Origin of the sequence: Micromonospora sp. NPDC049047, assembly GCF_040649135.1 — a bacterium.
Classification (GTDB): Bacteria; Actinomycetota; Actinomycetes; order Mycobacteriales; family Micromonosporaceae; genus Micromonospora.
The window spans coordinates 76,872-98,408 of sequence record NZ_JBEZEY010000010.1 but is presented as its reverse complement, the minus strand read 5'-3'; the positions used below and the strand labels follow the sequence as shown (position 1 = coordinate 98,408).

Here is a 21,537-nt window from a genome sequence, read left to right as displayed (position 1 = left end):
ATGACCACAAGTCCGACACCGGCCACCCGCACCAAGGTCCTCCTTGTTGACGATCATGACCTGATTCGTAAGGGCCTGCGCCACGCCTTCGAGCGCGACCGGCAGTTCGAGGTCGTCGGTGAGGCCGCCACGGCGGCAGAGGGGGTACGCCAGGCCGGCGCCCTCCAGCCGGACGTGGTGATCATGGACCTGCGGCTGCCCGACGGCAGCGGCCTGGAGGCCACCCGTGCGCTGCGCAAGTCGAGTGCGTCGATGGGCATCGTGGTGCTGACCATGTACGCCGGCGACGACCAGCTCTTCGGTGCCCTGGAGGCCGGTGCGAGTGCCTTCGTGCCGAAGACCGCCCCGGCCGACGAGGTGGTGGCCGCCGCGCGGCACGCCGCCTCCTCCCCCAGCGCGTTCACCGCCGCCGACCTGGCCGAGGCGATGAAGCGCCGCCTCGCGCCGTCCGGCCCGCAGTTGTCTCCCCGGGAGGGGCAGGTGCTGCGGCTGCTCGCCGACGGGATGAGCGTGGCCGGCATCGCCAAGCAGCTGTTCGTCAGCGAGTCCACCGCCAAGACGCACATCTCGAAGCTCTACGAGAAGCTCGGCGCGGCCAACCGGGCCCAGGCGTTGATGACCGCGCTGCGGCTCGGCCTGCTCGAAGCACCGGACGCGCCGAAGTTCTGACCTGCCCCGCTCGGGCAGCGGGACTTCACCACCGACGGTCCGTGCCAGCTTCGGCCGGCGCGGGCCGTCGCGCATCGGCTGACGTCGGCGGGCACCCTCTCGCACGCTATGGTCTGGCGTACGTGACGGGGTGCACAATACCCGCGCGGGCGACGACGTCCGCGGCGCGGACTCAAGGGGTGAATCGCATGCAGCGGCCGGACTGGGCACCCGACACCATCGACATCGAGCGCCCGAGTGTCGCCCGCATGTACGACTACTACCTTGGTGGCTCGCACAACTTCGCCGCGGACCGCGCTGCGGCCCAGGCGATGGTCGCGGCGGTGCCGGAGGCGCCGCTGATGGCCCAGGCCAACAGGGCGTTCCTGCGCCGGGCCGTGCACCACCTCGCCGAGGCCGGGGTCCGGCAGTTCCTGGACATCGGCTCGGGCATCCCGACCGTCGGCAACGTGCACGAGATCGCCCAGCGGCTCGACCCGCAGTCGCGGGTGGTCTATGTGGACGTCGACCCGGTGGCGGTGGCGCACAGCCGCGAGATCCTCGCCGGCAACGACCGGGCGGTGGTGGTGCAGGAGGACCTGCGGCACCCGGAGGCGATCCTGGCCCACCCGGAGGTCCACAGGCTGCTCGACCTGAGCCAACCGGTGGCCGTGATGGTGGTGGCCGTCCTGCACTTCGTCCCGGACGACGACCGACCGGCCGAGCTGCTGCGCACGCTGCGGGACGCACTGGCCCCCGGCAGCTATCTGGTGCTGTCGCAGGCCAGCGACGACGGGCGCAGCGACGACGAACGGGCCGAGGCGGAACGGGTCTACCGGCGCACCGACAATCCCCTGTGGATACGCGGTCGGGCCGAGTTGACAGCGCTCTTCGACGGGTTCGAGCTGCTCGACCCCGGTGTGGTGTGGGTGCCCCAGTGGCGACCGGACACCCCGGAGAGCGCGCAGAACGCCGAGCGCGCGGTCTTCATGGGCGGCGTCGGGCGACTCGGTGGCTGAGCCGCCCGAGGCGGCCGCCCGTCCGGGCACGTTCGCCCGCGCCTGGGCGAAGGCGGTCTCCGGCACCAGCTACCTGCCGATGACCCAGGCCCAGCTGGAAACCATGCTGGACCGGCTCACCGGGCAACTGGCCGCCGCGCTGCTCAACGAACCGTTCGACCTGCGCGCCGGGCACCGGGTCGGTGCCGAGTTGGTCGCCGCGCACATCGCCTCGGCGGAGGGGCTGGGTCGTACCGTCGAGGTCATCCAGCTTCGGCTGGTGCGCGACCTCGGGTTGGTGGCCGAGGAGGTCGAGGACCGGATGGCCCGCCTGCTGGCGGCCGTGGCGACCGGCTACGCCCGCGCGCTGCGCGACCGCACTCTCGACGAGCAGGAGTCGATCCGCCGGGCCGCGATGAGGGCCCGGACGCAGGCCGAGCGGGCGCTGCGCGCCAGCGAGGCCCGGTTCCGGCATCAGGCCACCCACGACCCGCTCACCGGCCTGCCCAACCGGACGCTGTTCACCGAGCGGCTCACCGCGGCGCTCAACGAGCCCGGCCGGGGCGCGCAGCGGGTCGGGGTGTGCTTCCTGGACCTGGACCGCTTCAAGGTCGTCAACGACACCCTGGGACATCAGATCGGTGACCGGCTGCTGGTCACGGTGGCCGAACGGCTGCGCCAGGCCATGGGTGAGCACCTGGTTGCCCGGCTCGGCGGGGACGAGTTCGTCATCCTGGTGCAACGCAGCGGCGGCACCGACGACATGGTGGCGGTGGCCGAGACCGCGCTGGTCGCGGTCCGGACACCGGCGCTCGTCGAGGGGCACGAGCTGCAGATCTCGGCGAGCATCGGCATCGTCGAGCGTCAGGTGGCCGGGGCCGACCCCAGTGACCTGATGCGGGCCGCGGACAGCACCCTGCACTGGGCGAAGTCGGCCGGCGGTGCACGCTGGGCGCTGTACGACGCCGAGCGCAGCCAGCGCGAGTTGACACGGTACGCGCTCTCCGCGGCAATCCCCGCCGCACTGGAACGGGGCGAGTTCTACCTCGACTACCAGCCGCTCACCTCACTGCGCGACGGCAGCCTGGTCGGCGTCGAGGCGCTGGTCCGCTGGCGCCACCCGGAGCTGGGGGTGCTGCATCCGGACAGCTTCATCGGGTTGGCCGAGGAGACCGGCCTGATCGTCCAGTTGGGCGGCTGGGTGCTGGCCGAGGCCTGCCGCGAGGCGGAGGCGTGGGCGGCCGGCGGCGTCGCCGCCCCCTTCGTCAGCGTCAACCTGGCGGTACGGCAGGTGCACCGGCCCGGGCTGGTGCAGGAGGTTCGTGCCCTGCTGCGGCAGACCGGCCTGCCGCCGGAGCGGCTCCAATTGGAGATCACCGAGAGCACGATGATGAGCACCGCCAAGGAGCCGGTGCGCGCCCTGCGGGTGCTGGCCGACCTCGGGGTACGGATCGCCATCGACGACTTCGGCACCGGTTACAGCAACCTGGCCTATCTACGGGACCTGCCGGTGACCGAACTGAAGGTCGCCGGGGAGTTCGTCGCCGGCCTGCGGTCGCCCTCGGTCGGCCGCACCGACGAACGGATCCTCGCGTCGCTCGTCTCGCTGGCGCACGCGTTGGACCTGACGGTCACCGCCGAGGGTGTGGAGACCGCCGGGCAGGCCGAGCGGCTCCGGGCGATCGGCTGCGACGCCGGCCAGGGCTGGCATTTCGGGCGGCCGGCCCCCGCCGACCGGATCCTGGCCCGCATCCGCTGACCTTCCGGGCCCCACCATCCACCTCGGATTCGAGGCCCCGGCGATCCAGCAGCTGACCGGCCAGGAGTACGTGCCGCACTACGCGCCGGCCCGGGAGAGCTGACCGGCGGGGCGCTCAGCCGGCGAGCAGCGTCGCCATCCGTTCCGCCTGAGCCTCCCAGCGCCACTCCCGCTCCACCCACGCCCGGCCGGCAGCGCCCAGTTGGCGGGCCAGATCCCGGTCGGCGAGCAGTCGGGCCACCCGGTCGGCGAGCTGGGCCACGTCCCGCCCGCGTACCACGTACCCGGTCTCGCCCTCGCGGACCGCGTCCGGCGCGCCCCCGGAGTCACCGGCCACCACCGGCAGGCCGGTCGCGGACGCCTCCAGGTAGACGATGCCCAGCCCCTCCACGTCGAGGCCCCGGTTGCGGGTGCGGCACGGCATCGCGTAGACGTCGCCGGCCGCGTAGTGCGCCGGCAACTCCGCCGACGGCACCGAACCGGTGAACACCACGTCCCGCTCCACATCGGTCTGTCGGGCCAGCTTCTCCAGGGTCGCCCGGTACGGTCCGCCACCGACGATGAGCAGTGCCGCCTCGGGCACCCGACGACGGATCTCCGGGAGTGCCCGGATCAGCATGTCCTGACCCTTGCGCGGCACCAGCCGGGACACGCAGACCACCACCGGACGGTCGGTCAACCCGAGCCGGGCCCGGACCTGCTCGCCGTCCACCGTCGGGTGGTAGGTGTCCACGTCGACCCCGGGGGCGAGCCGACTCAGCTCGGTCACCCCGCCCAGCACCCGGGCCAGCCGACTGCGGGTGTACTCGCCGAGATAGGTGGTGACATCCACACCCCGACCGATGCGGCGCAGCGCCGGCCGGGCCGCCGGCACCGCCGCCCAACCAACCTCGTGGCCGTGGGTCTGCGCCACCACCCGGCGGACGCCGGCGCGCCGACGCAGGCCGGCGGCGAGCAACCCCAACGGGGCCGCCGCACCGAACCACACAGTGTCGCAGTCGTACGCCCGCGCCAACCGGGCCGCCCGCCGGGCGATCAACGGGGTGGGCAACAGCACCCGGGTGCGCTCCCGGACCACCTCGAACGGCTGGTCGGCGTCGAACTTCTCGGCCCCGCGCCAGCTCGACGCGTAGACGACCACCGAGCCGGCCGGTTGCCGCACCGCGAGGTTGTGCACGAAGGACTGGATGCCACCCGGACGGGGCGGAAAGTCGTTGGTGATCAACAGCGTGCGGCTCATCGGCCGGCCTCCCGGGCGTACGCGCGGGCGGCGGCCATCCGCTCGACGGTGGACGGGTGCGAGGCCGAGTAGAGGTATTCCCAGCGCGGCGGATCGGGGTCGCCGAGGTTCACCGAACCGAGCCGGCGCTGCATCGACTCGAACGCCTGCGGGTCACGCGTCAGCGCGAGCGCGTGTGCGTCGGCCCGAGCCTCCACCAGTCGCGACATCAGCGCCTGCACCGGCGCGGCGACCAGCCCGGCCACCGTGACGAGTGCCAGCAGCAGCGGAAAGGCGCGGGGTTGGGCGACCGAGTCGACGCCGGCCAGCCGCAGCAGCGGCACCCACGAGCCGAGCAGATAGAGCGCCACCACTGCGGCTGCGGCTCCCAGCGCCCCGGTCAACGTGCCGACTGTCACGTCGGAGTCCTTCGCGTGCCCCAACTCGTGCGCCACCACCGCCGTCACCTCGGCCGGGGTCGCCTCGCGCAGCAGCGTGTCGTAGACGACCACCCGCCGGGTCGGCCCCAGACCGGAGACGTACGCGTTCACCGCCTTGGTGCGCCGGGACGCGTCGGCGACCAGCACGTCACGCACGGGCACCCCGTCGCGGGCGGCCATGCTCATCAGCTCGGTGCGCAGCGGGCCCTGCTCCATCGGGGTGAACTTGTTGAACACCGGCTCCACGAGCACCGGCAGCACGAACGACAGCAGCACCACCAGCAGGGCCGCGCCCGCCGCGCCGAACGCCCACCACCAGCGCGGCGCGAACCGGATCACGGCGTAGAAGCCGAGCAGCGCCACCGCGCCGATCACCGCGCTCACCGCGTACGACTTGAGCAGGTCGACCGTCCAGCCACTCCAGCCGTTGGTGCTCATCCCGTAGCGGGTGAGCACGCTCTGGCGCCAGGCGGCGAACGGCAGCGTCACCAGGTCGGCCACGAGCAGCACGGCCAGCCCGCCGAGCACCGCCTGCGCGGCCCAGTGCCCGCCGAACGGCCGGCCCACCAGCTCGACCAGGCGGCTGCCCAGCGGGGTCAGCCCGAGCCCGAGAGCGACGACCAGCCCCACGGCGAGCGCGGCGTAACCGCCCGGACGCAGCGCGGCTCGGAACTCCCGCCCCTTGGCCACCTGCTCGGCCGGCAGCTCACGCAGCGCGGCGAGCTGATCGGCCCGCGGGGCCGGCGGTCGGTGCCACGGGATGAGCAGCGCGGCGATCACGACAAGCGCGATGGTCAACCCGGCCAGGGTCAGCAGCGCCCACCCGCGCGGGGTCAACGGGACACCGCCGTACGGCACGCCGCGCCGCCGCACCCAGCCCCGACGAGCCCGCCGTCATCCCGTCGTGTCCCGCTCATCGCGCCGTCCTCCCGTCGTGACCGCTCATCCTATGGCCCGCGCGGAGCCCGCTTCCGGGCGCGGTGTGGGGCTCAGGCGATCCGGCGGACAGCACGGCGGCGCACCTCGGGGCGCGCCGGCGCGGCCAGCACCTCCACGTCGAAGCCGGCCCGGGCGAACACCTCGATGGCCTCGACCTCGGCGGCGACGAGCGCCGCCGCCGGGGACGTCTCGTCGAACAGGGCGGTCAGCGGGCAGCCGGAACAGCCGTCGACCCGCTGTGCGCACCCGTCACAGTCGATGAGCATTGCCCCTCCTGATCGGCTCGCGGTGCCCGCTCGCGCCCGATCGTCGCCATCCGAACACCATCGGTGACATCGACGCTAACCACCGGGTACGACAGAAACCACGTCCGACCGACCGTTTGGGGTCGAGATCGACTCCAGCTCAGTGAAATCGGGCCATCCGGACCGGCCGGAACGCCCGACTTCAAGGAACTCGTGTCGTCGGGCGCCGACGTCGTTTAGTCGGCGGGCCGCTCGGGCACCGAGTGGCGGTGGCCACCCTCGATGATGCGTCGTCAGTCGTGGACTTCCGCTACTCGCCGCGACACCGCGCCGCCCAGATGCTCGTCGTCCTGTTGGGCGCCGCCGCTCTCCTCGCCGCCTACTCGGCGCTGTTCGACAAGCCGTGGTGGCAGGTGCTGCTGCGATTCGGCACGATCGGCGTCGTCGTCGCGCTGGCCACCGCCTGGCAACTGCGCCGGCGGCCTCGTCTGCCGCTGCGGTTGACCGACGAAGCGCTGCACCTGACCGGACCGGACGGCACCACGCTCAGCATCGACTGGGCCAACCTGGCCAGCGCCGAGATCCGTGGCCGACTGGAGCCGAGGCTCGTGGTCACACCGATCGACCCTCAGCAGACCCGCCCGCCGATGCGGCCCGGCCAGTGGTCGGCGCTCGGACGCGGACGCTACGAGTTGGTCGTCCAGCTCGCCTGGATGACGCCGGACCGCGAGGTGCTGCGTCGTGAGCTGGCCCGTCGGCTACCGGTCACCTGACTCACTGCTGCGCGTCGAGATCCCGCAGGGCGAAGCGGAGGTGCTGCCACTCCTCGTCGAAGATCACGTGCAGGCAGTGCAGGACGGACACCTGGTGCTCGGGCGACCAGGCTGCCGGTCGGGGCTCGGCGAGCAGGTCCGGCGTGACGGCCGCGACGAAGTCGCGCACCATCGCCTGCCGTTCGGCCCGCAGTTCCAGGGTCTCGGCGAACGTCGGCTGCTCCGCGGCGAAGATCGACATGTCGAAGCCGTCGGTCTCGTACTCGACGTGCGGCAGGCCGAACGGGTGGAAGGGCTGCGGCAGGCGCAGGATCGCCTTGCCGAGCCAGGTGTCGGCGGCGAACGCGAGATGGCGCAGGGTCTGCGCGAACGACCACTCCCCGTCGATCGAGAAGTCGACCGCCCCCGGGGGCATGGACCGGACCCGGTCGAGCGCCGCCGCCCAGGCCCCTTCGAGCGCCGCCCACGCCCGGCGCAGCCCGTCGGGATCCGTGGCCTGCCGCAGCTCGCGCCCGGGGAACCGGCTGTTGAGCTCGGCTTCGACGAGCGGCGCGACATCGACGCCGTTGACCAGGAGCGTGCCCTTGGCGAGCCACGGCGCATCGATGTCCAGCGCATTCACATCGACGCCGCGCAGCACCGCACCGGCAAGCGTCGACCTGGTGAACCGGGCACCTCGCAGGTCCTTGTCGACGAAGACCTTGACGTTGTCCTGGGTCATGGCGACCCTCCTCCCGGCGGCGATAGCGGCGATGCTAACGCTCGGCTACGACAGGACCATCGGCCGCCAGAAGAAGAGAACCAGGATCCAGATCGGTGACCGCCTCTCGGAGCAGCGCGCCTACCCGCTCGAACCGGTGCACCTCAGGAGCGGGCGAGCCGCCGCAACAGCGAGTCCGCGCCCAGTGGGTACGCGCCGTGCCGGCGTACCCCGTCGGCGACCTCGCGGTCGGACGAGACCACCACCACCGGCCGACCCGCGGGCTCGGCGCGCACCAGCCGACGGATCAGCTCGTCGGCGGTCTCGCCCTTGCGGGAGAAGAGCACCCGTACGCCGCGTGGCGCGGGTGGCAGCCCGTGCATCCGCTCGGCACCGTCGAAGACCACTGTGACCTCGTCGCCGGTCTGCGCAGCGATCCCGCCCAGGCCGGTGATCAGGCGTTTGCGCTGCTGTTCCAGGGACATCTCGCCGAAGCCGCGCTTGGTGACGTTGTAGCCGTCCACCACCAGGTGCGCCCGGGGCAGGGCGAGCAGTTGGTCGAGTCGGGCCGGGTCGTCGGTGTCCCGCGCCCGGGCGGCGGGGCTGGCCGGAGCGGTGCCCGGCTGCTCGGCGAACGCGTCGGCGACGAAGTCGGCGGGGAGTTTGTCGACCGGGTCGAGCGCCAGCTCGCGGCGCAGCCCGACGGCGGCCTGGCCGATCGTCTCCAGCAGCAGCCAGAGCCGGGCGTCGTCGACCGAGCGGGCCTCCTTGGCGCTGGCTCGGGCCACCCCGGCGGCGGCCTCCGCCTCGGCCAGTCGGGCGCGGGCGCGGCGCAGCTCGGCGTCGACGTCCGCGCTGGCGCGGGCGGCCCGGCCCCGCTCGGTGGCAAGCAACTCGGTGGCCTTGCGCTCGCGGGCCTGGGTCTCCCGCAGGGTACGGGCGACCTGCCGGGACTCCTCGCGGAGCTGACCCAGCTCCTCGCGGACGCGGGCCAGCTCGTCACGCAGCTTCTCCGCCTCGACCCGGGCCACCGCCCGGTCGTGCTCGGCCCGGGTGGCCCGCTGTTCGGCCTCCCGGACCAGTTCGGCGACGACAGCGCTGTCCGCCTCGGCGCGCACGGCGGCGCCGCTGGCGTCGATCAGCTCCCGCCAGCCGCGCGGCCGGGCCAGGTAGGCGAGCGCGGCGACCTCGACCGGATCGGCGGCGGCCGGCGCGGTGCCCGCCACGACGGCGGCCCCGAGGTCGCCGGCGTCGCTCAGGACCCGGGCGGTGACCCGCTGCCGGAACAGCGGGTCGGCGGTGAGCTGGGCGGCGATGACCGGGGCGCCGAGCCGGGCCCGCCGGTTCGGGGCGAACTTGGCCACCCGTCGCAACGGCACCGGCACCTCGTCGGCGGGCAGGGTGGGCAGCACCGCGGCGGTGAGCGTCACGATTCGCTGTCGGACCGGCTCGGGCAGCGCCGGCTCCGGCTCGGCAGCGGCGCCGTCTGCTGCCTCCGTCGGGTCGGCTGCGCCGGATGTCGCGCTGACGACGTTGTCGTCCGGATTGCCCGCAGCACCGGCGTACGCGACCAGATCCTCCTGCGGGAGGTGGTCGTCGGACGGCTCGGTGAGGGGCATGTGGCAAGTCTCCCACCGCGACCGGGCCCACCGCCCGGTGAGTGAGCCGATCTCTCATCCTAGCCCCATGGTGACTGGTGAGACGGCTGTGACGGGAGTGTCGGACCGGCGCGTTAACGTGCCGGCGATGGCACAGGCGGAGTACGTCCAGGAGTCACTTGCCGGTCTCGACCCGACGGCGGGCGGGGTGGATCCGGCGCTGCCGCTCTACGCGACCACCTTCGTGGTGGTCGACCTGGAGACCACCGGCGGCGCGCCGGACGGCGGTGGCATCACCGAGATCGGCGCGGTGCGGGTGCGCGGTGGCGAGCAGCTGGGGGTGCTCGCCACCCTGGTCAACCCGGGGCAGCCGATCCCGCCGTTCATCACCGTGCTGACCGGCATCACCCAGGCGATGCTGGTGCCGGCGCCGCCGATCGAGCAGGTGCTGCCGAGCTTCCTGGAGTTCATCGCCGACGCGGTGCTGGTGGCCCACAACGCCCCGTACGACGTGGGTTTCCTCAAGGCCGCCTGCGTCAAGCACGGCTACCGGTGGCCCAACCCCCGGGTGCTCGACACTGCCGCGTTGGCCCGCCGGGTGCTCACCAGCGACGAGGTGCCCAACCGCAAGCTGGGCACCCTGGCCGCCTACTTCCGCACCGCCACCCAGCCCACCCACCGTGCCCTGGACGACGCGAAGGCCACCGTCGACGTGCTGCACGGGCTGATCGGTCGGCTCGGTGGGCACCGGGTGGACACGGTCGGCGACGCCATCGAGTTCGCCCGGGCGGTCACCCCGACGCAACGCCGCAAGCGGCACCTGGCCGAGGGGCTGCCCAAGGTCCCCGGGGTCTACATCTTCCGGGCGGCCGACGACCGTCCGCTCTACGTGGGCACCTCAGTCGACATCGCCACCCGGGTGCGCAGCTACTTCACCGCCGGCGAGAAGCGGGCGCGGATCTCCGAGATGCTCGCCGCGGCCGAACGGGTCGAGGCGGTGGAGTGTGCCCACTCGTTGGAGGCGGAGGTCCGCGAGCTGCGCCTGATCGCCGCGCACGCCCCGCCGTACAACAGGCGGTCGAAATACCCGGAGCGGATGGTCTGGCTCAAGCTGACCGACGGTCCCTATCCCCGGCTCTCGATCGTCCGCGACCTCTCCCCCACCGACACCGCGTACCTCGGGCCGTTCACCTCCCGGCGTGCCGCGGAGCTGGCCGCCGCCGGTTTCCACGACGCGGTGCCGCTGCGCCAGTGCACGCACCGGCTCTCGCTGCGCACCGTCACGCCGGCCTGCGCGCTGGCCGAGCTGGGTCGCTGCCCGGCACCCTGCGAACACAAGATCACCCCCGAGGAGTACGACGACAGCGCGGCCCGACCCTTCCGCACCGCCACCACGAGCGACCCGCAGCCGGTGGTGGACGCGCTGCTCGCCCGGATCGACGTGCTCTCGGCCGACCAGCGCTACGAGGAGGCCGCGGTGGTGCGGTCCCGGCTCGCGGCGGTGCTGCGGGCCACCGTGCGGATGCAGCGGCTGGCCGCGCTGACCGGGATCGTCGAGCTGGCCGCGGCCCGGCCGGCCGCCCGGGGCGGCTGGGAGCTGGCGTTGGTGCGGCACGGCCGGCTGGCCGGCGCGGGGGTGTCGCCGCCCGGCGTGCACCCGCGACCGACGCTGACCGCCATCCGGGCCACGGCCGAGACGGTGGCGGGCGGACACGGCCCGGTGCCGGCGGCGACCGCCGAGGAGTCCGAGCGGATCCTGTCCTGGTTGGAACGACCGGAGACCCGACTTGTCGAGATGTCCTCCGGTTGGTCCTCCCCGGTGGGAGGCGCGGGGCGGTTCCGTGACCTGCTGGCGAAGGCCGAGAGCGGCGCGTCCCACCAACTCTCGACCGAACGCTCATGACCAACTGACCGATCGGACTACGTCGACTCGCTTAGGCTGTTAGAGAAGTGCAGTCCTGCCCGATTCGTGGGCCTGCTCCGATCGCCGGGTCCCGGCGTGGCGGAGCCGGGGTGAGGAGGTGTCCCTCGTGGACGTCGACGCCGGACACGGCGCCGCCCTGGGGGGCGCCCTGCCGACACAGCCGGGCGAGCTGCCGCTCGCCCGCCGGCTGCGGTCGTTGTTCAGCTGGCCCACCACCGACTCCGATCCGGTCACCCACCTGGTTCGCACCCACCGGGGCATCCACGCCGGCACCGATCCCGCGGTGCTGCGCCGGGCATACACGATCGCGGAAAACATGCACCGCGGGCAGTTCCGCAAGAGCGGTGAGCCGTACATCACCCATCCGCTCGCGGTGGCGCAGATCTGCGCCGAGCTGGGCATGGACACCACCACCCTGGTCGCGGCACTGCTGCACGACACGGTGGAGGACACCCGCTACACCCTCCAGGCGCTCGCCGAGGACTTCGGCCACGAGGTGGCCCACCTGGTCGACGGGGTGACCAAGTTCGACAAGGCGTTCTACGGCAAGGCCGCCGAGGCCGAGACGATCCGCAAGATGATCGTGGCGGCCGCCAAGGACGTCCGGGTGCTGATCATCAAACTGGCTGATCGACTGCACAACATGCGCACGCTCGGGGTGCGCTCGGCGTCGTCGCGGGAGCGCATCGCCCGCAAGACCCAGGAGGTGCTGGTCCCGCTCTGTGACCGGCTGGGCATCCAGACCCTCAAGCGTGAACTGGACGACGTGGTGCTGCTGCACCTGGAGCCGGACGAGCACGCCCGGCTGGCCCGGCACGTGCACGACCGGCCGGGCTGGGACGCGTACCTCGACGCGGTGGTCAACAGGGCCCGGGTGGCGCTGAAGCGCAGCCGGGTCGACGCCGAGGTGAGCCCCCGCCCCCGGCACCTCTACTCGATCTGGAAGGACACCGTCGCCGGCGGCCACACCGCCCCGTTCGACCTGCCCCGCATCGTGGTGGTGGTCGACGGTCCGGCCACCGACTGTTACGCCGCGCTTGGCGCGATCCACGGCACCTGGCGGCCCATTCCCGGCCGTTTCAAGGACTTCATCGCCTCACCGAAGAACAACCTCTACCGTTCGCTGCACACGAGCGTCTGCGGCCCGCAGGACCGCACGGTGGAGGTGTTGATCCGCACCCAGGAGATGCACCGCTCCGCCGAGTACGGCATCGCCGCCGACTTCCGCTTTCCCCGCTCGGGCAGCAGCAGCGCGGCAGCCCGCGCCGAGCAGTTGGACTGGCTGCGTCGGGTGCTCGACTGGGAGCCGGCCGCCGCCGACCCGGCGCAGTTCCTCGAGTCGTTGCGCTGCGACCTCGCCGAGGGCCAGATCCAGGTCTTCGCCGAGGGGCGGCAGGTCGTGCTGCCGGGCGGCGCCACCCCGGTCGACCTCGCGTACGAGTTGGGCAACGAGCGGGGCGACCACTGTCTCGCGGCGCGGATCAACGGTCGGCTGGCCCCGCTGAGCTCGGAGCTGGACGAGGGCGACGTGGTGGAGATCTTCACCGAGAACGACGGCGACAACGGTTTCGAGGCCGGGGTCGCCTCGCGGGGCCCCCGCCGGGAGTGGTTGGGCTTCGTCAAGTCGCCGCACGCGCAGATGCAGATCAACAAGTGGTTCGCCGAGCACACCGAGCCGGGCATCACGATCAGCGACAAGGTCCGTCTCGGGCGGGCCACCATCGGGCTCACCCTGCGCCAGCACAACCGGGGCCTCGCCAGCGACCTGCCGCTGTTGCGCCTCTCCGAGGAGTTGGGCTACCCCGACCTGGAGACCCTGCTGGTCGCCGTCTTCGACCGGGTGATCGAACCGGACACCGTGGTACGCCAGCTCATCGACCTGGTCGACCATCGACAGTGACCGGGCCGGCCCAGCGCGTCCGAGGGACATTCGTGACCACTAGCCTGGGGTCATGATCCCCCGTTCCCGCGCCACCGGTCGGGCCATCTTCTACCAGGCGTTCTACCGGCTGCCGCTGCCGGTGCGTCGACGCCTGGTCAAGCTGGCGATGCCGAAGTACATCGTCGGTGCGGTCACCCTGGTCCGCGACTCCGAGGCACCGGGCGCCGGGCGGCTGCTGATGCTGCGCCAGCCGCCGGGCAAAGGCTGGTCGCTGCCGGCCGGCCTGCTGGACCGTGGCGAGACCCCGGTGGTGGGCGCGGCCCGCGAGCTGTTCGAGGAGTCCGGCATCCGGCTCCCCCCGTCCCGGCTACGTCCGGCGGTGCCGAACGCGATAGTGCACGCCAAGGGCTGGGTGGACATGGTCTTCGAGACGGAGGTGCCGGCGTCGGGCACTGAGCTGACTGTCGACGGCGCGGAGGTCTTCGAGGCCGGGTGGCACCCGTTGGACGACCTACCCAAGCTGACCTGGCCGACCGCCCGGCTGCTCGCCTACTACAACATCGGGCCGCTGGCCGGGAAGTTCCCGCCGCCGGTCCCCGACGATCTGCCATGACCGGGGCGGCTGCGGTGCCCACGGAGCTGTGCGCGGTGGTGCTCGCCGCCGGCGAGGGCACCCGGTTGCGTCCGCTCACCGAACAGGTGCCCAAGGCGCTCTGCCCGGTGGGCAACGTCCCGCTGCTGGATCGGGCGTTGGCCCGGCTCGCCGGGCTCGGCCTGGTCGGCTCCGCCCGGGTCGCGGTGAACGCCTGCTATCTCGGTGACCAGGTGGTCGCGCACGTCGGCGACCGCGCACACCTGTCCGTCGAGCCGGGCGAGCCGCTGGGCACCGCGGGTGGGGTGGCCAAGCTGCGGGACTGGATCGACGGCCGGCCGGTGCTTGTCGGCAACGCCGACGCGTACCTCGCCGACCCGGCCGCTCCGCCGGGCCCGGACGTGGCCGCCCTGCTCGACGGGTGGGACGGCCACACCGTACGCCTGCTCGGTCAGGCCGCCGCCGACCCGGCGGCACCTGGCACCTTCGCCGGGCACAGCTTCACCGGCTTCTCGCTGCTGCCCTGGCGGCTCGTCCGCGACCTGCCGGTGGTCTTCTCCGACCTGGTCCGCGTCCTCTGGCGCCCGGCGGAGGCGGCGGGTGCGCTGGAGGTGGTGCCGTATCCGGGCACCTTCTACGACACCGGCACCCCCGCCGACTACCTGGCAGCCAACCTGCACGCCGCGAACGGCAGCGCCCTCGTCGACCCGTCCGCCACGGTGACCGGTCGCTGTGCGGAGTCGGTGGTCGGCGCGGGCGCGCGGGTGGACGGCGACGTGTGCCGGACGGTCGTGTGGCCGGGCGCGACAGTGCGCGTCGGCGAACGGCTGCGGGACGTGATCCGGGCGGCCGGGGACCTGACAGTGCCCGCCACCGCTCCCGGCTGACCCGAGCCGGCTGGCCGGCGGGCCGGTGACGCCGCTACTTAATCCCGGCCGCCGACGGGCGGCGGCGGAACATCTAGCATGGGCGACGACGCCGACGAACGGAGAAATGTCCCGTGATCACCGCCATCGTGCTGATCGACTGTGCCACCGACGCGATCCCCGAGGTGGCGGAAACCCTGGCCAGCCTTCCCGGTGTCAGCGAGGTCTACTCGGTGGCCGGGCACGTCGACCTCATCGCCATCGTCCGGGTCCGCGAGTTCGACCAGATCGCCCAGGTCATCGCCGGCAGCATCTCCAAGGTGCCGGGCGTGCTCAACACCGAGTCGCACATCGCGTTCCGGGCGTACTCCCAGCACGACCTGGAAGAGGCGTTCGCGATCGGCCTCTCCAGCGCCGACTGACGAGCACACGCACGGCGGCCGGCCCACCCCCGCAGGCGTGGACCGGCCGTCTGCTGTCGCTACGTCAGCTCTCGCTGGGAGCCGGCGTTTCGGTGGTGCCGCCACCCGGGGCCGGAGCCTCGGTGCCGCCACCCGGAGCCGGGGCCTCGGTGCCGGTGCCGCCCGGAGCCGGCGACTCGGTGCCGGTGCCACCCGGGCTGGGCGTACCGCTGGCGCTGGTCTGCGGAACCGGGATGCCCAGCTTGTTGGCGAGCTGCACCAGCTCGTCATAGTGCGCCTGCAGCGTCGGCAGGGCCGTCTGGGCCAACTGGACCACCGACTGCTCGGAGCCCTGCGAGATCTCCGTCTGGGTGGCCTGGATGGCCTGGACGTGGCCGGCCAGCTCACTTGTCACCCAGAGCCGGTCGAACTCCGCGCCGCTGGCGTTGTTCAGCTTGTCGATGACCGCCTGCTGATCGGCGTTCGGCTCGTTCGGCAGTTCCACCCCGAGCTGGGACGCGGTCTGCTGCACGGTCTGGTCCAGCTGGGTGTGGTCGGTCTTCAGCATCGCGCCCAGGTCCTTGACCCCCTGGTCGTGGCCCTTCTGCTGGGCCAGGTCACCGGCGGTGATCTCGAACAGGTTGACCTGGTGTACCGCCTGCAGGTACTGGGTGTCCTGCGTTGACGGCTGTGCCGCGGCCTGCGCGGCCGCAGCCGGCGCGACCCCGACCAGTACCAGCGCGGCCAACAGGCCGAGGCGTTTGATACCCAACATGCTTCCCCCCCTTGAGACGTTGGACCGCACGGATACCCGGCTCACCGGGGTTATTCCTGCGATCACCAGTCGCACGGGGTCGACCGGTCCCGCCGTGGCCGTCCGACTCCTGGCCGGATGGGCGGTGGGTGCCCAGACGACGTGGCACCCGCCGGAATCCGGCGGGCGCCACGTGCTGGTGCGTTCAGGCTGGTCAGCGGCGGCTGTCGCCGCTGGCGATCTCCTCGCGTTCCGGCCGGGCCTCGACCGGCGGGTGCCCCGGCGAGACCGGCGCCTCGACCGGCTTCTCGATCGGGTAGAAGAAGCCCCGGATGGCCGGGCCGAGTGCCCCGAGCCGGTTCATCTTCTTCGGCACGACCCAGCCGACGTACTCCAACTCGCCGTGGCCGTCCGCGTGCCCGTCCGACGCGCTGAGCGGCTGGTGCACCTCGACGAACCGACCGTCCGGCAGGCGCCGGATGATGCCGGTCTCCACGCCGTGCGCGAGCACCTCCCGGTCGTGCTGCTGCAGACCCAGGCAGAGCCGGTACGTCACGTAGTACGCCAGCGGCGGGACCACGAGCAGACCGATCCGGCCGGCCCAGGTCATCGCGTTCAGGCTGATCTGGAACTTGTCGGCGATCACGTCGTTGGCGCCGGAGAGCGTCAGCACGATGTAGAACGCGACGGCCATGGCGCCCACCGCGGTGCGTGCCGGCGCGTCGCGGGGCCGCTGGAGCAGGTTGTGGTTCTTGCGGTCCTTGAGTTGCCGGGCTTCCAGGAACGGGTACATCGTCGACAGGCCCACCAGGATGCCGGGCAGCACGACAGTCGGCCAGAACAGCGGCGGGATGACGTACCCGTCACCGAGCGGGATCGAAATCTCCCAGGCCGGCATGAGTCGGGTCGAACCGTCGAGGAACATGACGTACCAGTCGGGCTGGCTGGCGGCCGAGACCACCCACGCCTCGTACGGGCCGAACAGCCAGATCGGGTTGATCTGGAACAGACCGCCCATCAGCGCGATGACGCCGAAGACGACCATGAAGAAGCCGCCCTGCTTCAGCGCGTACCGCGGGAACATCCGCTCGCCGACCACGTTGTTGTTGGTCCGGCCGGGGCCGGGCCACTGGGTGTGCTTCTGCTTGAAGACCAGGCCGAGGTGGACGCTGATCAGCGCCAACAGCAGACCGGGGATGAGCAGCACGTGGGCGATGAAGAACCGGCTGATGATGATCGTGCCCGGGAACTCCCCACCGAAGATCGACGAGGTGACCCAGGTGCCGATCACCGGGATGGACAGCATGATCGCCGAGGCGATCCGCAGGCCGGTGCCGGACAGGCCGTCGTCCGGGAGCGAGTAGCCGGTGAAGCCGGCCAGGAAGCCGACCCAGAACAGCAGCGAACCGATGATCCAGTTGGTCTCGCGCGGCTTGCGGAAGGCACCGGTGAAGAAGACCCGCAGCATGTGCACGACGATCGCGGCCATGAACAGCAGCGCCGCCCAGTGGTGCATCTGGCGCATCACCAGACCGCCCCGGACGTCGAACGAGATGTCCAGGCTGGAGGCGTAGGCGGCGGACATCGGGGTGCCCTGCAACGGCGCGTAGCTGCCGTTGTAGACCACCTCGGTCATCGCCGGCTCGAAGAAGAAGGTGAGGAACACACCGGTCAGCAGCAGCACGATGAACGAGAACAGCGCGATCTCGCCGAGCAGGAAGGACCAGTGGTCCGGGAAGACCTTGTTCAGCAGCTTGCGCAGCGGGGTGGCCACCTGGAAGCGGTCGTCCACTCCCACCGCGGCCTTGCCCGGTGTCGCCGCAAGGTCAAACTTTCGACGCTTCATGGCCGCTCCCAGAAGTCAGGCCCAACGGTCTCGGTGTAGTCGGACTTCGCCACGAAGAAGCCCTCGGAGTCCACCTCGATCGGCAGCTGTGGCAACCGCCGGCTGGCCGGGCCGAAGACAGGCTCGGCGTTCCTGGTGATCAGGAACTGGGACTGGTGGCACGGGCAGAGCAGCCGGTTGGTCTGCTGCTCGTACAGGCTGGCCGGGCAGCCGGCGTGCGTGCAGATCTTGGAGAAGGCCGCGTAGTTGCCCCACATGTAGTCGCCGTGGCCGATCCTCTCGTTGGCCCGACGCGACTCCTGCGCGTCGGAGTCCCGGAGGTGGATCAGCAGCGTCGGCGAGTCCGCGTGTCGGTTGCTCACGCCGTGTTCGATGCCGGGGAAGACGGTCAACTGGCCACCGGCGCTGATGTCCGCCGGACGGATCGGCCGGCCGTCCTCGCGCACCAGGCGGATCCGGTCGCCGCCATCGGCCGCGGCGAACCCGGTGGTGAACATCTGGTTGTTCTTGTGCGGCTGGGAGATCAGACCGCCGACCAGCGGCGCGGCGGCGACCGCGGCGACCGGCGCGAGACCGGCCAGCAGCGAGATGCCGAGCAACGGGCGACGCTTCACGCCCAGCTCGTCCGCCATGTAGAGCATGGTCTGACCGGTGATGGTGCGGCCTTCGGAGTCCACCTGCCCCTCGTGCCGGTCCTGGATCGAGACCTCCTTGGGCAGCAGCTTCTTGCCCCAGGTCAGGATGCCGAAGCCGACGGCGAGCAGGGCGATGCCGAGGGTGGCGCCCAGCAGCGGGGTATACCACTTGTCGCCGCCACGGCCCGGCTCGTACTGCCACGGCCACCAGATGTAGATGGCCAGGAACGCGGTCGCGGCCAGACCGGTGATCAGGAAGAACCCGGCGACCACCCGGGTCAGCCGACGCTCCGCCTTGGTGCCGGGCTGCACCTGCGGCTCGTAGTGGACGATCTCGATGTCGTCCCGACGCGCACCCTCGCGAACGATGTCGAAACGGGTCAGCTTGGGGTCATTCACGTCGAGCGGCTCCCGGCCCTGCGGGGCCTGGTGCTCGGTGTGGGTGCTCATGCCGTCACCTCGCTACGGGTGGCGCCGAGCGGCGCCACAGCACTGAATCGGTTGATCCGCCCGGTCACGACTTGCCCGCGATCCACAGGCTGGCGAAGACGAGCGCCACGATGCCCACCAGGAAGATCGCCAGGCCCTCGGTGGACGGGCCGTACCGCCCGAGGTTGAACCCGCCCGGGTCCTGGTCGTGCTTCAGCGTCTCCTGGATGTAGGCGATGATGTCGGCCTTCTGCTCCGGCCGGAGCTGGTTGTCGCCGAACACCGGCATGTTCTGTGGGCCGCTCAACATCGCCGCGTAGATCTGCCGGTCGGTGGCCGGGTGCAGGCTCGGGGCGAACTTGCCCGAGGAGAGCGCGCCGCCGCCACCGCCGAACGCGTGACACTGCGAGCAGTTGATCCGGAACAGCTCGCCGCCGGCCGCGACGTTGCCGTCCTCGCGCAGGTCGTCGCCCTCGGGCACGACCGGGCCGCCACCGAGCTCCTGGATGTACTGGGCGAGCTGACGGGTCTGCTCGTCGGTGAAGACGGGGGGCTTGCGGTGCGCCTGGGCCTCCTGGCGGGCCAGCGGCATCCGCCCGGAGCTGACCTGGAACTCGACAGAGGCCGCGCCGACGCCGATCAGGCTCGGCCCGCGACCCTCGACACCCTGGGCGTTACGGCCGTGACAGGTCACACAGCTCACGTCGAACAGCGCCTTGCCCTCGGCGGCGGCACCGGTCAGCGGCGGGTTGTCCTGTGCCTGGGCACCCGGGGCGAAGACGGTGTAGGCGCCGCCGGCGAGCATCAGCGCGGCGATCAGCCGGACCGCGGCGCCCAGCCGGCGGCGGCCCCTGCTGCGCGCGGCGGGCCGCTCACGCAACCGCGCGAGCAGACCGCGTCGGCGGTCGTTGTCAGAAGTCATGAGCGGTGTCCTTAACCGGTTGGACCTGTCTCAGGGGACGGAGCAGCAGCGCGGGATGTGACGCGCAAGATCACTGAAGCCAGTAGATCATGAAGTACAGCCCGATCCACACGACGTCAACGAAGTGCCAGTAGTACGACACGACGATCGCCGAGGTCGCCTGCGCCGGGGTGAACCGGCCCATGGTGGTACGGACCATGAAGATGATGAAGGCGATCAGGCCGCCGGTCACGTGCAGGCCGTGGAAGCCGGTGGTCAGGTAGAACACCGACCCGTAGCCGTCTCCGTTGATCTTGATGCCGTCCTCGACCAGGTGCCGGTACTCGTTCAGCTGGCCGAGCACGAAGATCAGGCCCATCACGAAGGTGACGGTGAACCAGCGCCGCAGCGCGTGCACGTCGCCCTTCTCCGCCGCGAAGACGCCGAGCTGGCAGGTGATGGAGGACAGCACGAGGATCACCGTGAAGGTGGTCGCGTACGGGATGTTCAGCGCCTCGGTGTGCTTCTCCCACTGCTCCGGCGCAGCCGCGCGGATCGAGAAGTACATCGCGAACAGCGCCGCGAAGAACATGAGTTCGCTGGAGAGCCACACGATCGTCCCGACGCTGACCATGTTCGGTCGGGTCAGAGAGTGGATCCGGCTCTTGTCAATGGCTGGGGCCGCAGTCACGCCGTCATTATTGCCCCTGACCGGGGCCGGCGATCAGCGGGGTGGCAAACCTGCGCCTTCCGTGGCCCGAGCGTCAGGGTCCGGTTCGCCTGGCCTAGCCTGAAAAGCGTGCTGCACGTCGATCCGATCTTCGCCGCCACCTCGGCACCGCCGCCGTTCACCGTCGGCGCGGTGCTTACCGAGACCCGGCTGGACAGCTGGCTGGCCCTCGGCCTGGTGCTCGCCGCCGGCCTGTACCTCTACGGGGTGTACCGGCTGCGCCTGCGCGGCGACCGCTGGCCGGTCGCCCGTACGGTGTTCTTCCTCGGCCCCGGGCTGGGCGGCATCGCGCTGGTCACGGTCAGCGGGCTGCACGCCTACGACACGGCACTGCTGTCCGTGCACATGATCCAGCACATGGTGCTGTCCATGGTGGCGCCGATCTTCCTGGCGCTGGGCGCGCCGATGACCCTGGCCCTGCGCACCCTGCCGGTCGGGCCACGCAAACGCCTGCTGGCGATCGTGCACAGTCGGGTCGCCCGGATCTACAGCTTCCCGCTTGTGGCGTTCGCCATCTTCGTGGTCAACCCGTTCGTGTTGTACTTCAGCAACCTGTACCAGTTCACCCTCGAACACGCCTGGGCGCACGAGCTGGTGCACGCGCACTTCATCATGACCGGCTGTGTGTTCTTCTGGCCGCTGCTCGGCCTCGACCCGCTGCCCGGCCGCTGGCCGTACCCGGCGCGGGCCCTCCTGATGCTGCTCTCGGTGCCGTTCCACACAGTGCTCGGCCTCACCATCATGCAGAGCACCACCCTCCTCGGTGGCGACTGGTACCCGTCACTCAACCTGAGCTGGTCTGACCCCCGGGCGGACCAGGTGGTCGCCGGCGGCATCCTCTGGGCCGGTGGTGAGTTCGTCAGTGTGACAATGCTCGCGGTGCTGGTGGTGCAGTGGATCAAGCAGTCCGAGCGGGAGGCCCGCCGGGTCGACCGCGAGCTGGACCGCCAGGAGGCCCGCGAGCGCGCCGGCGACGCCGCACCCGCCTGAGCTGCCCGGACGGTACGCCCCAATGCCTGACGCCGGGCGGGATGTCGGCTACGTCACGCCGACCGGTACGATCTGCGGGCAGCTACGAGGTGGAAGCGGAGTGCCGGCATGAGTGAGCGCAGCGAACGAATCATCGGGCTCAGTGCGGTGGTGCCTCATGACGGCACGGAGCGAAGCGGAGTGCCGGCATGAGTGAGCGCAGCGAACGAATCATCGGGCTCAGTGCGGTGGTGCCTCATGACGGCACGGAGCGAAGCGGAGTGCCGGA

General features: G+C 71.6%; 20 protein-coding genes. 10 read left to right on the top strand and 10 right to left on the bottom strand.

The window, feature by feature from the left end; translation table 11 throughout:
• The 3 genes from AB0B86_RS18110 to AB0B86_RS18100 all read left to right on the top strand — a co-directional run bounded on the left by AB0B86_RS18110 (position 1) and on the right by AB0B86_RS18100 (position 3,405).
• Positions 1 to 669 (top strand): response regulator transcription factor, encoded by a 669-nt coding sequence (locus AB0B86_RS18110; protein WP_007072219.1) that lies wholly within the window; start codon positions 1 to 3, stop codon positions 667 to 669.
• 188 nt (positions 670 to 857) lie between these two features.
• Positions 858 to 1,667 carry an SAM-dependent methyltransferase gene (locus tag AB0B86_RS18105; RefSeq protein ID WP_357418679.1) on the top strand — a complete coding sequence of 270 codons (810 nt, stop codon included), beginning with the start codon at positions 858 to 860 and terminating at the stop codon, positions 1,665 to 1,667.
• A gap of 79 nt (positions 1,668 to 1,746) precedes the next feature.
• Complete coding sequence (locus AB0B86_RS18100; protein WP_357411013.1) at positions 1,747 to 3,405, top strand: bifunctional diguanylate cyclase/phosphodiesterase; 1,659 nt, start codon at positions 1,747 to 1,749, stop codon at positions 3,403 to 3,405.
• Positions 3,406 to 3,520: 115 nt separating this feature from the next.
• On the opposite strand, the gene AB0B86_RS18095 is transcribed toward AB0B86_RS18100, so the two are convergent.
• The 3 genes from AB0B86_RS18095 to AB0B86_RS18085 all read right to left on the bottom strand — a co-directional run bounded on the left by AB0B86_RS18095 (position 3,521) and on the right by AB0B86_RS18085 (position 6,269).
• Complete coding sequence (locus AB0B86_RS18095) at positions 3,521 to 4,645, bottom strand: glycosyltransferase family 4 protein (RefSeq protein ID WP_357410872.1); 1,125 nt, start codon at positions 4,643 to 4,645, stop codon at positions 3,521 to 3,523.
• Positions 4,642 to 5,901 carry a M48 family metallopeptidase gene (locus tag AB0B86_RS18090; RefSeq protein WP_357410874.1) on the bottom strand — a complete coding sequence of 420 codons (1,260 nt, stop codon included), beginning with the start codon at positions 5,899 to 5,901 and terminating at the stop codon, positions 4,642 to 4,644. The genes AB0B86_RS18095 and AB0B86_RS18090 overlap by 4 nt, the downstream gene beginning before the upstream one ends.
• 152 nt (positions 5,902 to 6,053) lie before the next feature.
• A complete protein-coding gene (locus AB0B86_RS18085; RefSeq protein ID WP_357410876.1) occupies positions 6,054 to 6,269 on the bottom strand; it encodes a hypothetical protein in 216 nt (71 codons plus the stop codon).
• A gap of 248 nt (positions 6,270 to 6,517) precedes the next feature.
• On the opposite strand from AB0B86_RS18085, the gene AB0B86_RS18080 reads away from it, so the two are divergent.
• Entirely contained in the window at positions 6,518 to 7,021 is a 504-nt protein-coding gene (locus AB0B86_RS18080) for a hypothetical protein (protein ID WP_357410878.1), read from the top strand.
• Position 7,022: 1 nt separating this feature from the next.
• On the opposite strand, the gene AB0B86_RS18075 is transcribed toward AB0B86_RS18080, so the two are convergent.
• Positions 7,023 to 7,742 (bottom strand): DinB family protein, encoded by a 720-nt coding sequence (locus AB0B86_RS18075; protein WP_357410880.1) that lies wholly within the window; start codon positions 7,740 to 7,742, stop codon positions 7,023 to 7,025.
• A 143-nt stretch (positions 7,743 to 7,885) separates the two neighbouring features.
• Positions 7,886 to 9,340 (bottom strand): NYN domain-containing protein, encoded by a 1,455-nt coding sequence (locus AB0B86_RS18070; protein WP_357410883.1) that lies wholly within the window; start codon positions 9,338 to 9,340, stop codon positions 7,886 to 7,888.
• 127 nt (positions 9,341 to 9,467) lie between these two features.
• On the opposite strand from AB0B86_RS18070, the gene AB0B86_RS18065 reads away from it, so the two are divergent.
• The 5 genes from AB0B86_RS18065 (at position 9,468) to AB0B86_RS18045 (ending at position 15,005) form a co-directional block, all read left to right on the top strand.
• A complete protein-coding gene (locus AB0B86_RS18065; protein ID WP_357410885.1) occupies positions 9,468 to 11,222 on the top strand; it encodes a DEDD exonuclease domain-containing protein in 1,755 nt (584 codons plus the stop codon).
• A gap of 127 nt (positions 11,223 to 11,349) precedes the next feature.
• Positions 11,350 to 13,143: an HD domain-containing protein gene (locus AB0B86_RS18060; protein ID WP_357411016.1), complete on the top strand. Its 1,794-nt coding sequence runs from the start codon at positions 11,350 to 11,352 to the stop codon at positions 13,141 to 13,143.
• Between the two features lie 52 nt (positions 13,144 to 13,195).
• Positions 13,196 to 13,738 carry an NUDIX domain-containing protein gene (locus tag AB0B86_RS18055; RefSeq protein WP_357410887.1) on the top strand — a complete coding sequence of 181 codons (543 nt, stop codon included), beginning with the start codon at positions 13,196 to 13,198 and terminating at the stop codon, positions 13,736 to 13,738.
• On the top strand, positions 13,735 to 14,604 hold the full coding sequence (locus AB0B86_RS18050; RefSeq protein WP_357410889.1) for a sugar phosphate nucleotidyltransferase: 870 nt from the start codon (positions 13,735 to 13,737) through the stop codon (positions 14,602 to 14,604). Before AB0B86_RS18055 ends, AB0B86_RS18050 begins: the two co-directional genes overlap by 4 nt.
• Positions 14,605 to 14,717: 113 nt before the next feature.
• Entirely contained in the window at positions 14,718 to 15,005 is a 288-nt protein-coding gene (locus tag AB0B86_RS18045; protein ID WP_357410891.1) for an Lrp/AsnC ligand binding domain-containing protein, read from the top strand.
• A 64-nt stretch (positions 15,006 to 15,069) separates the two neighbouring features.
• Here the strand turns inward: AB0B86_RS18045 and AB0B86_RS18040 are convergent, their stop codons facing one another.
• The 5 genes from AB0B86_RS18040 to AB0B86_RS18020 all read right to left on the bottom strand — a co-directional run bounded on the left by AB0B86_RS18040 (position 15,070) and on the right by AB0B86_RS18020 (position 20,240).
• Complete coding sequence (locus AB0B86_RS18040) at positions 15,070 to 15,759, bottom strand: DUF4142 domain-containing protein (protein WP_357410893.1); 690 nt, start codon at positions 15,757 to 15,759, stop codon at positions 15,070 to 15,072.
• Between the two features lie 193 nt (positions 15,760 to 15,952).
• The gene (locus tag AB0B86_RS18035; protein ID WP_357410895.1) at positions 15,953 to 17,584 is read right to left on the bottom strand and encodes a cytochrome b N-terminal domain-containing protein; all 1,632 of its coding nucleotides are present in this window, start codon (positions 17,582 to 17,584) and stop codon (positions 15,953 to 15,955) included.
• Positions 17,581 to 18,669 (bottom strand): Rieske 2Fe-2S domain-containing protein, encoded by a 1,089-nt coding sequence (locus AB0B86_RS18030; protein WP_357410897.1) that lies wholly within the window; start codon positions 18,667 to 18,669, stop codon positions 17,581 to 17,583. The genes AB0B86_RS18035 and AB0B86_RS18030 overlap by 4 nt, the downstream gene beginning before the upstream one ends.
• 64 nt (positions 18,670 to 18,733) lie before the next feature.
• On the bottom strand, positions 18,734 to 19,570 hold the full coding sequence (locus AB0B86_RS18025; protein WP_357410899.1) for a cytochrome c: 837 nt from the start codon (positions 19,568 to 19,570) through the stop codon (positions 18,734 to 18,736).
• Between the two features lie 70 nt (positions 19,571 to 19,640).
• Positions 19,641 to 20,240, bottom strand: a complete 600-nt coding sequence (locus AB0B86_RS18020) for a heme-copper oxidase subunit III (RefSeq protein WP_357410901.1) — start codon at positions 20,238 to 20,240, stop codon at positions 19,641 to 19,643.
• 99 nt (positions 20,241 to 20,339) lie between these two features.
• On the opposite strand from AB0B86_RS18020, the gene AB0B86_RS18015 reads away from it, so the two are divergent.
• Positions 20,340 to 21,269: a cytochrome c oxidase assembly protein gene (locus AB0B86_RS18015; RefSeq protein WP_357411018.1), complete on the top strand. Its 930-nt coding sequence runs from the start codon at positions 20,340 to 20,342 to the stop codon at positions 21,267 to 21,269.
• Positions 21,270 to 21,537: the final 268 nt, after the last annotated feature.

Coding starts and splice junctions, on each gene's coding strand:
- AB0B86_RS18110 (WP_007072219.1), top strand. CDS start 1: ATGACCACAAGTCCGACACCGGCCACCCGCACCAAGGTCCTCCTTGTT.
- AB0B86_RS18105 (WP_357418679.1), top strand. CDS start 858: ATGCAGCGGCCGGACTGGGCACCCGACACCATCGACATCGAGCGCCCG.
- AB0B86_RS18100 (WP_357411013.1), top strand. CDS start 1,747: ATGACCCAGGCCCAGCTGGAAACCATGCTGGACCGGCTCACCGGGCAA.
- AB0B86_RS18095 (WP_357410872.1), bottom strand. CDS start 4,645: ATGAGCCGCACGCTGTTGATCACCAACGACTTTCCGCCCCGTCCGGGT.
- AB0B86_RS18085 (WP_357410876.1), bottom strand. CDS start 6,269: ATGCTCATCGACTGTGACGGGTGCGCACAGCGGGTCGACGGCTGTTCC.
- AB0B86_RS18075 (WP_357410880.1), bottom strand. CDS start 7,742: ATGACCCAGGACAACGTCAAGGTCTTCGTCGACAAGGACCTGCGAGGT.
- AB0B86_RS18070 (WP_357410883.1), bottom strand. CDS start 9,340: ATGCCCCTCACCGAGCCGTCCGACGACCACCTCCCGCAGGAGGATCTG.
- AB0B86_RS18065 (WP_357410885.1), top strand. CDS start 9,468: ATGGCACAGGCGGAGTACGTCCAGGAGTCACTTGCCGGTCTCGACCCG.
- AB0B86_RS18055 (WP_357410887.1), top strand. CDS start 13,196: ATGATCCCCCGTTCCCGCGCCACCGGTCGGGCCATCTTCTACCAGGCG.
- AB0B86_RS18050 (WP_357410889.1), top strand. CDS start 13,735: ATGACCGGGGCGGCTGCGGTGCCCACGGAGCTGTGCGCGGTGGTGCTC.
- AB0B86_RS18040 (WP_357410893.1), bottom strand. CDS start 15,759: ATGTTGGGTATCAAACGCCTCGGCCTGTTGGCCGCGCTGGTACTGGTC.
- AB0B86_RS18035 (WP_357410895.1), bottom strand. CDS start 17,584: ATGAAGCGTCGAAAGTTTGACCTTGCGGCGACACCGGGCAAGGCCGCG.
- AB0B86_RS18030 (WP_357410897.1), bottom strand. CDS start 18,669: ATGAGCACCCACACCGAGCACCAGGCCCCGCAGGGCCGGGAGCCGCTC.
- AB0B86_RS18025 (WP_357410899.1), bottom strand. CDS start 19,570: ATGACTTCTGACAACGACCGCCGACGCGGTCTGCTCGCGCGGTTGCGT.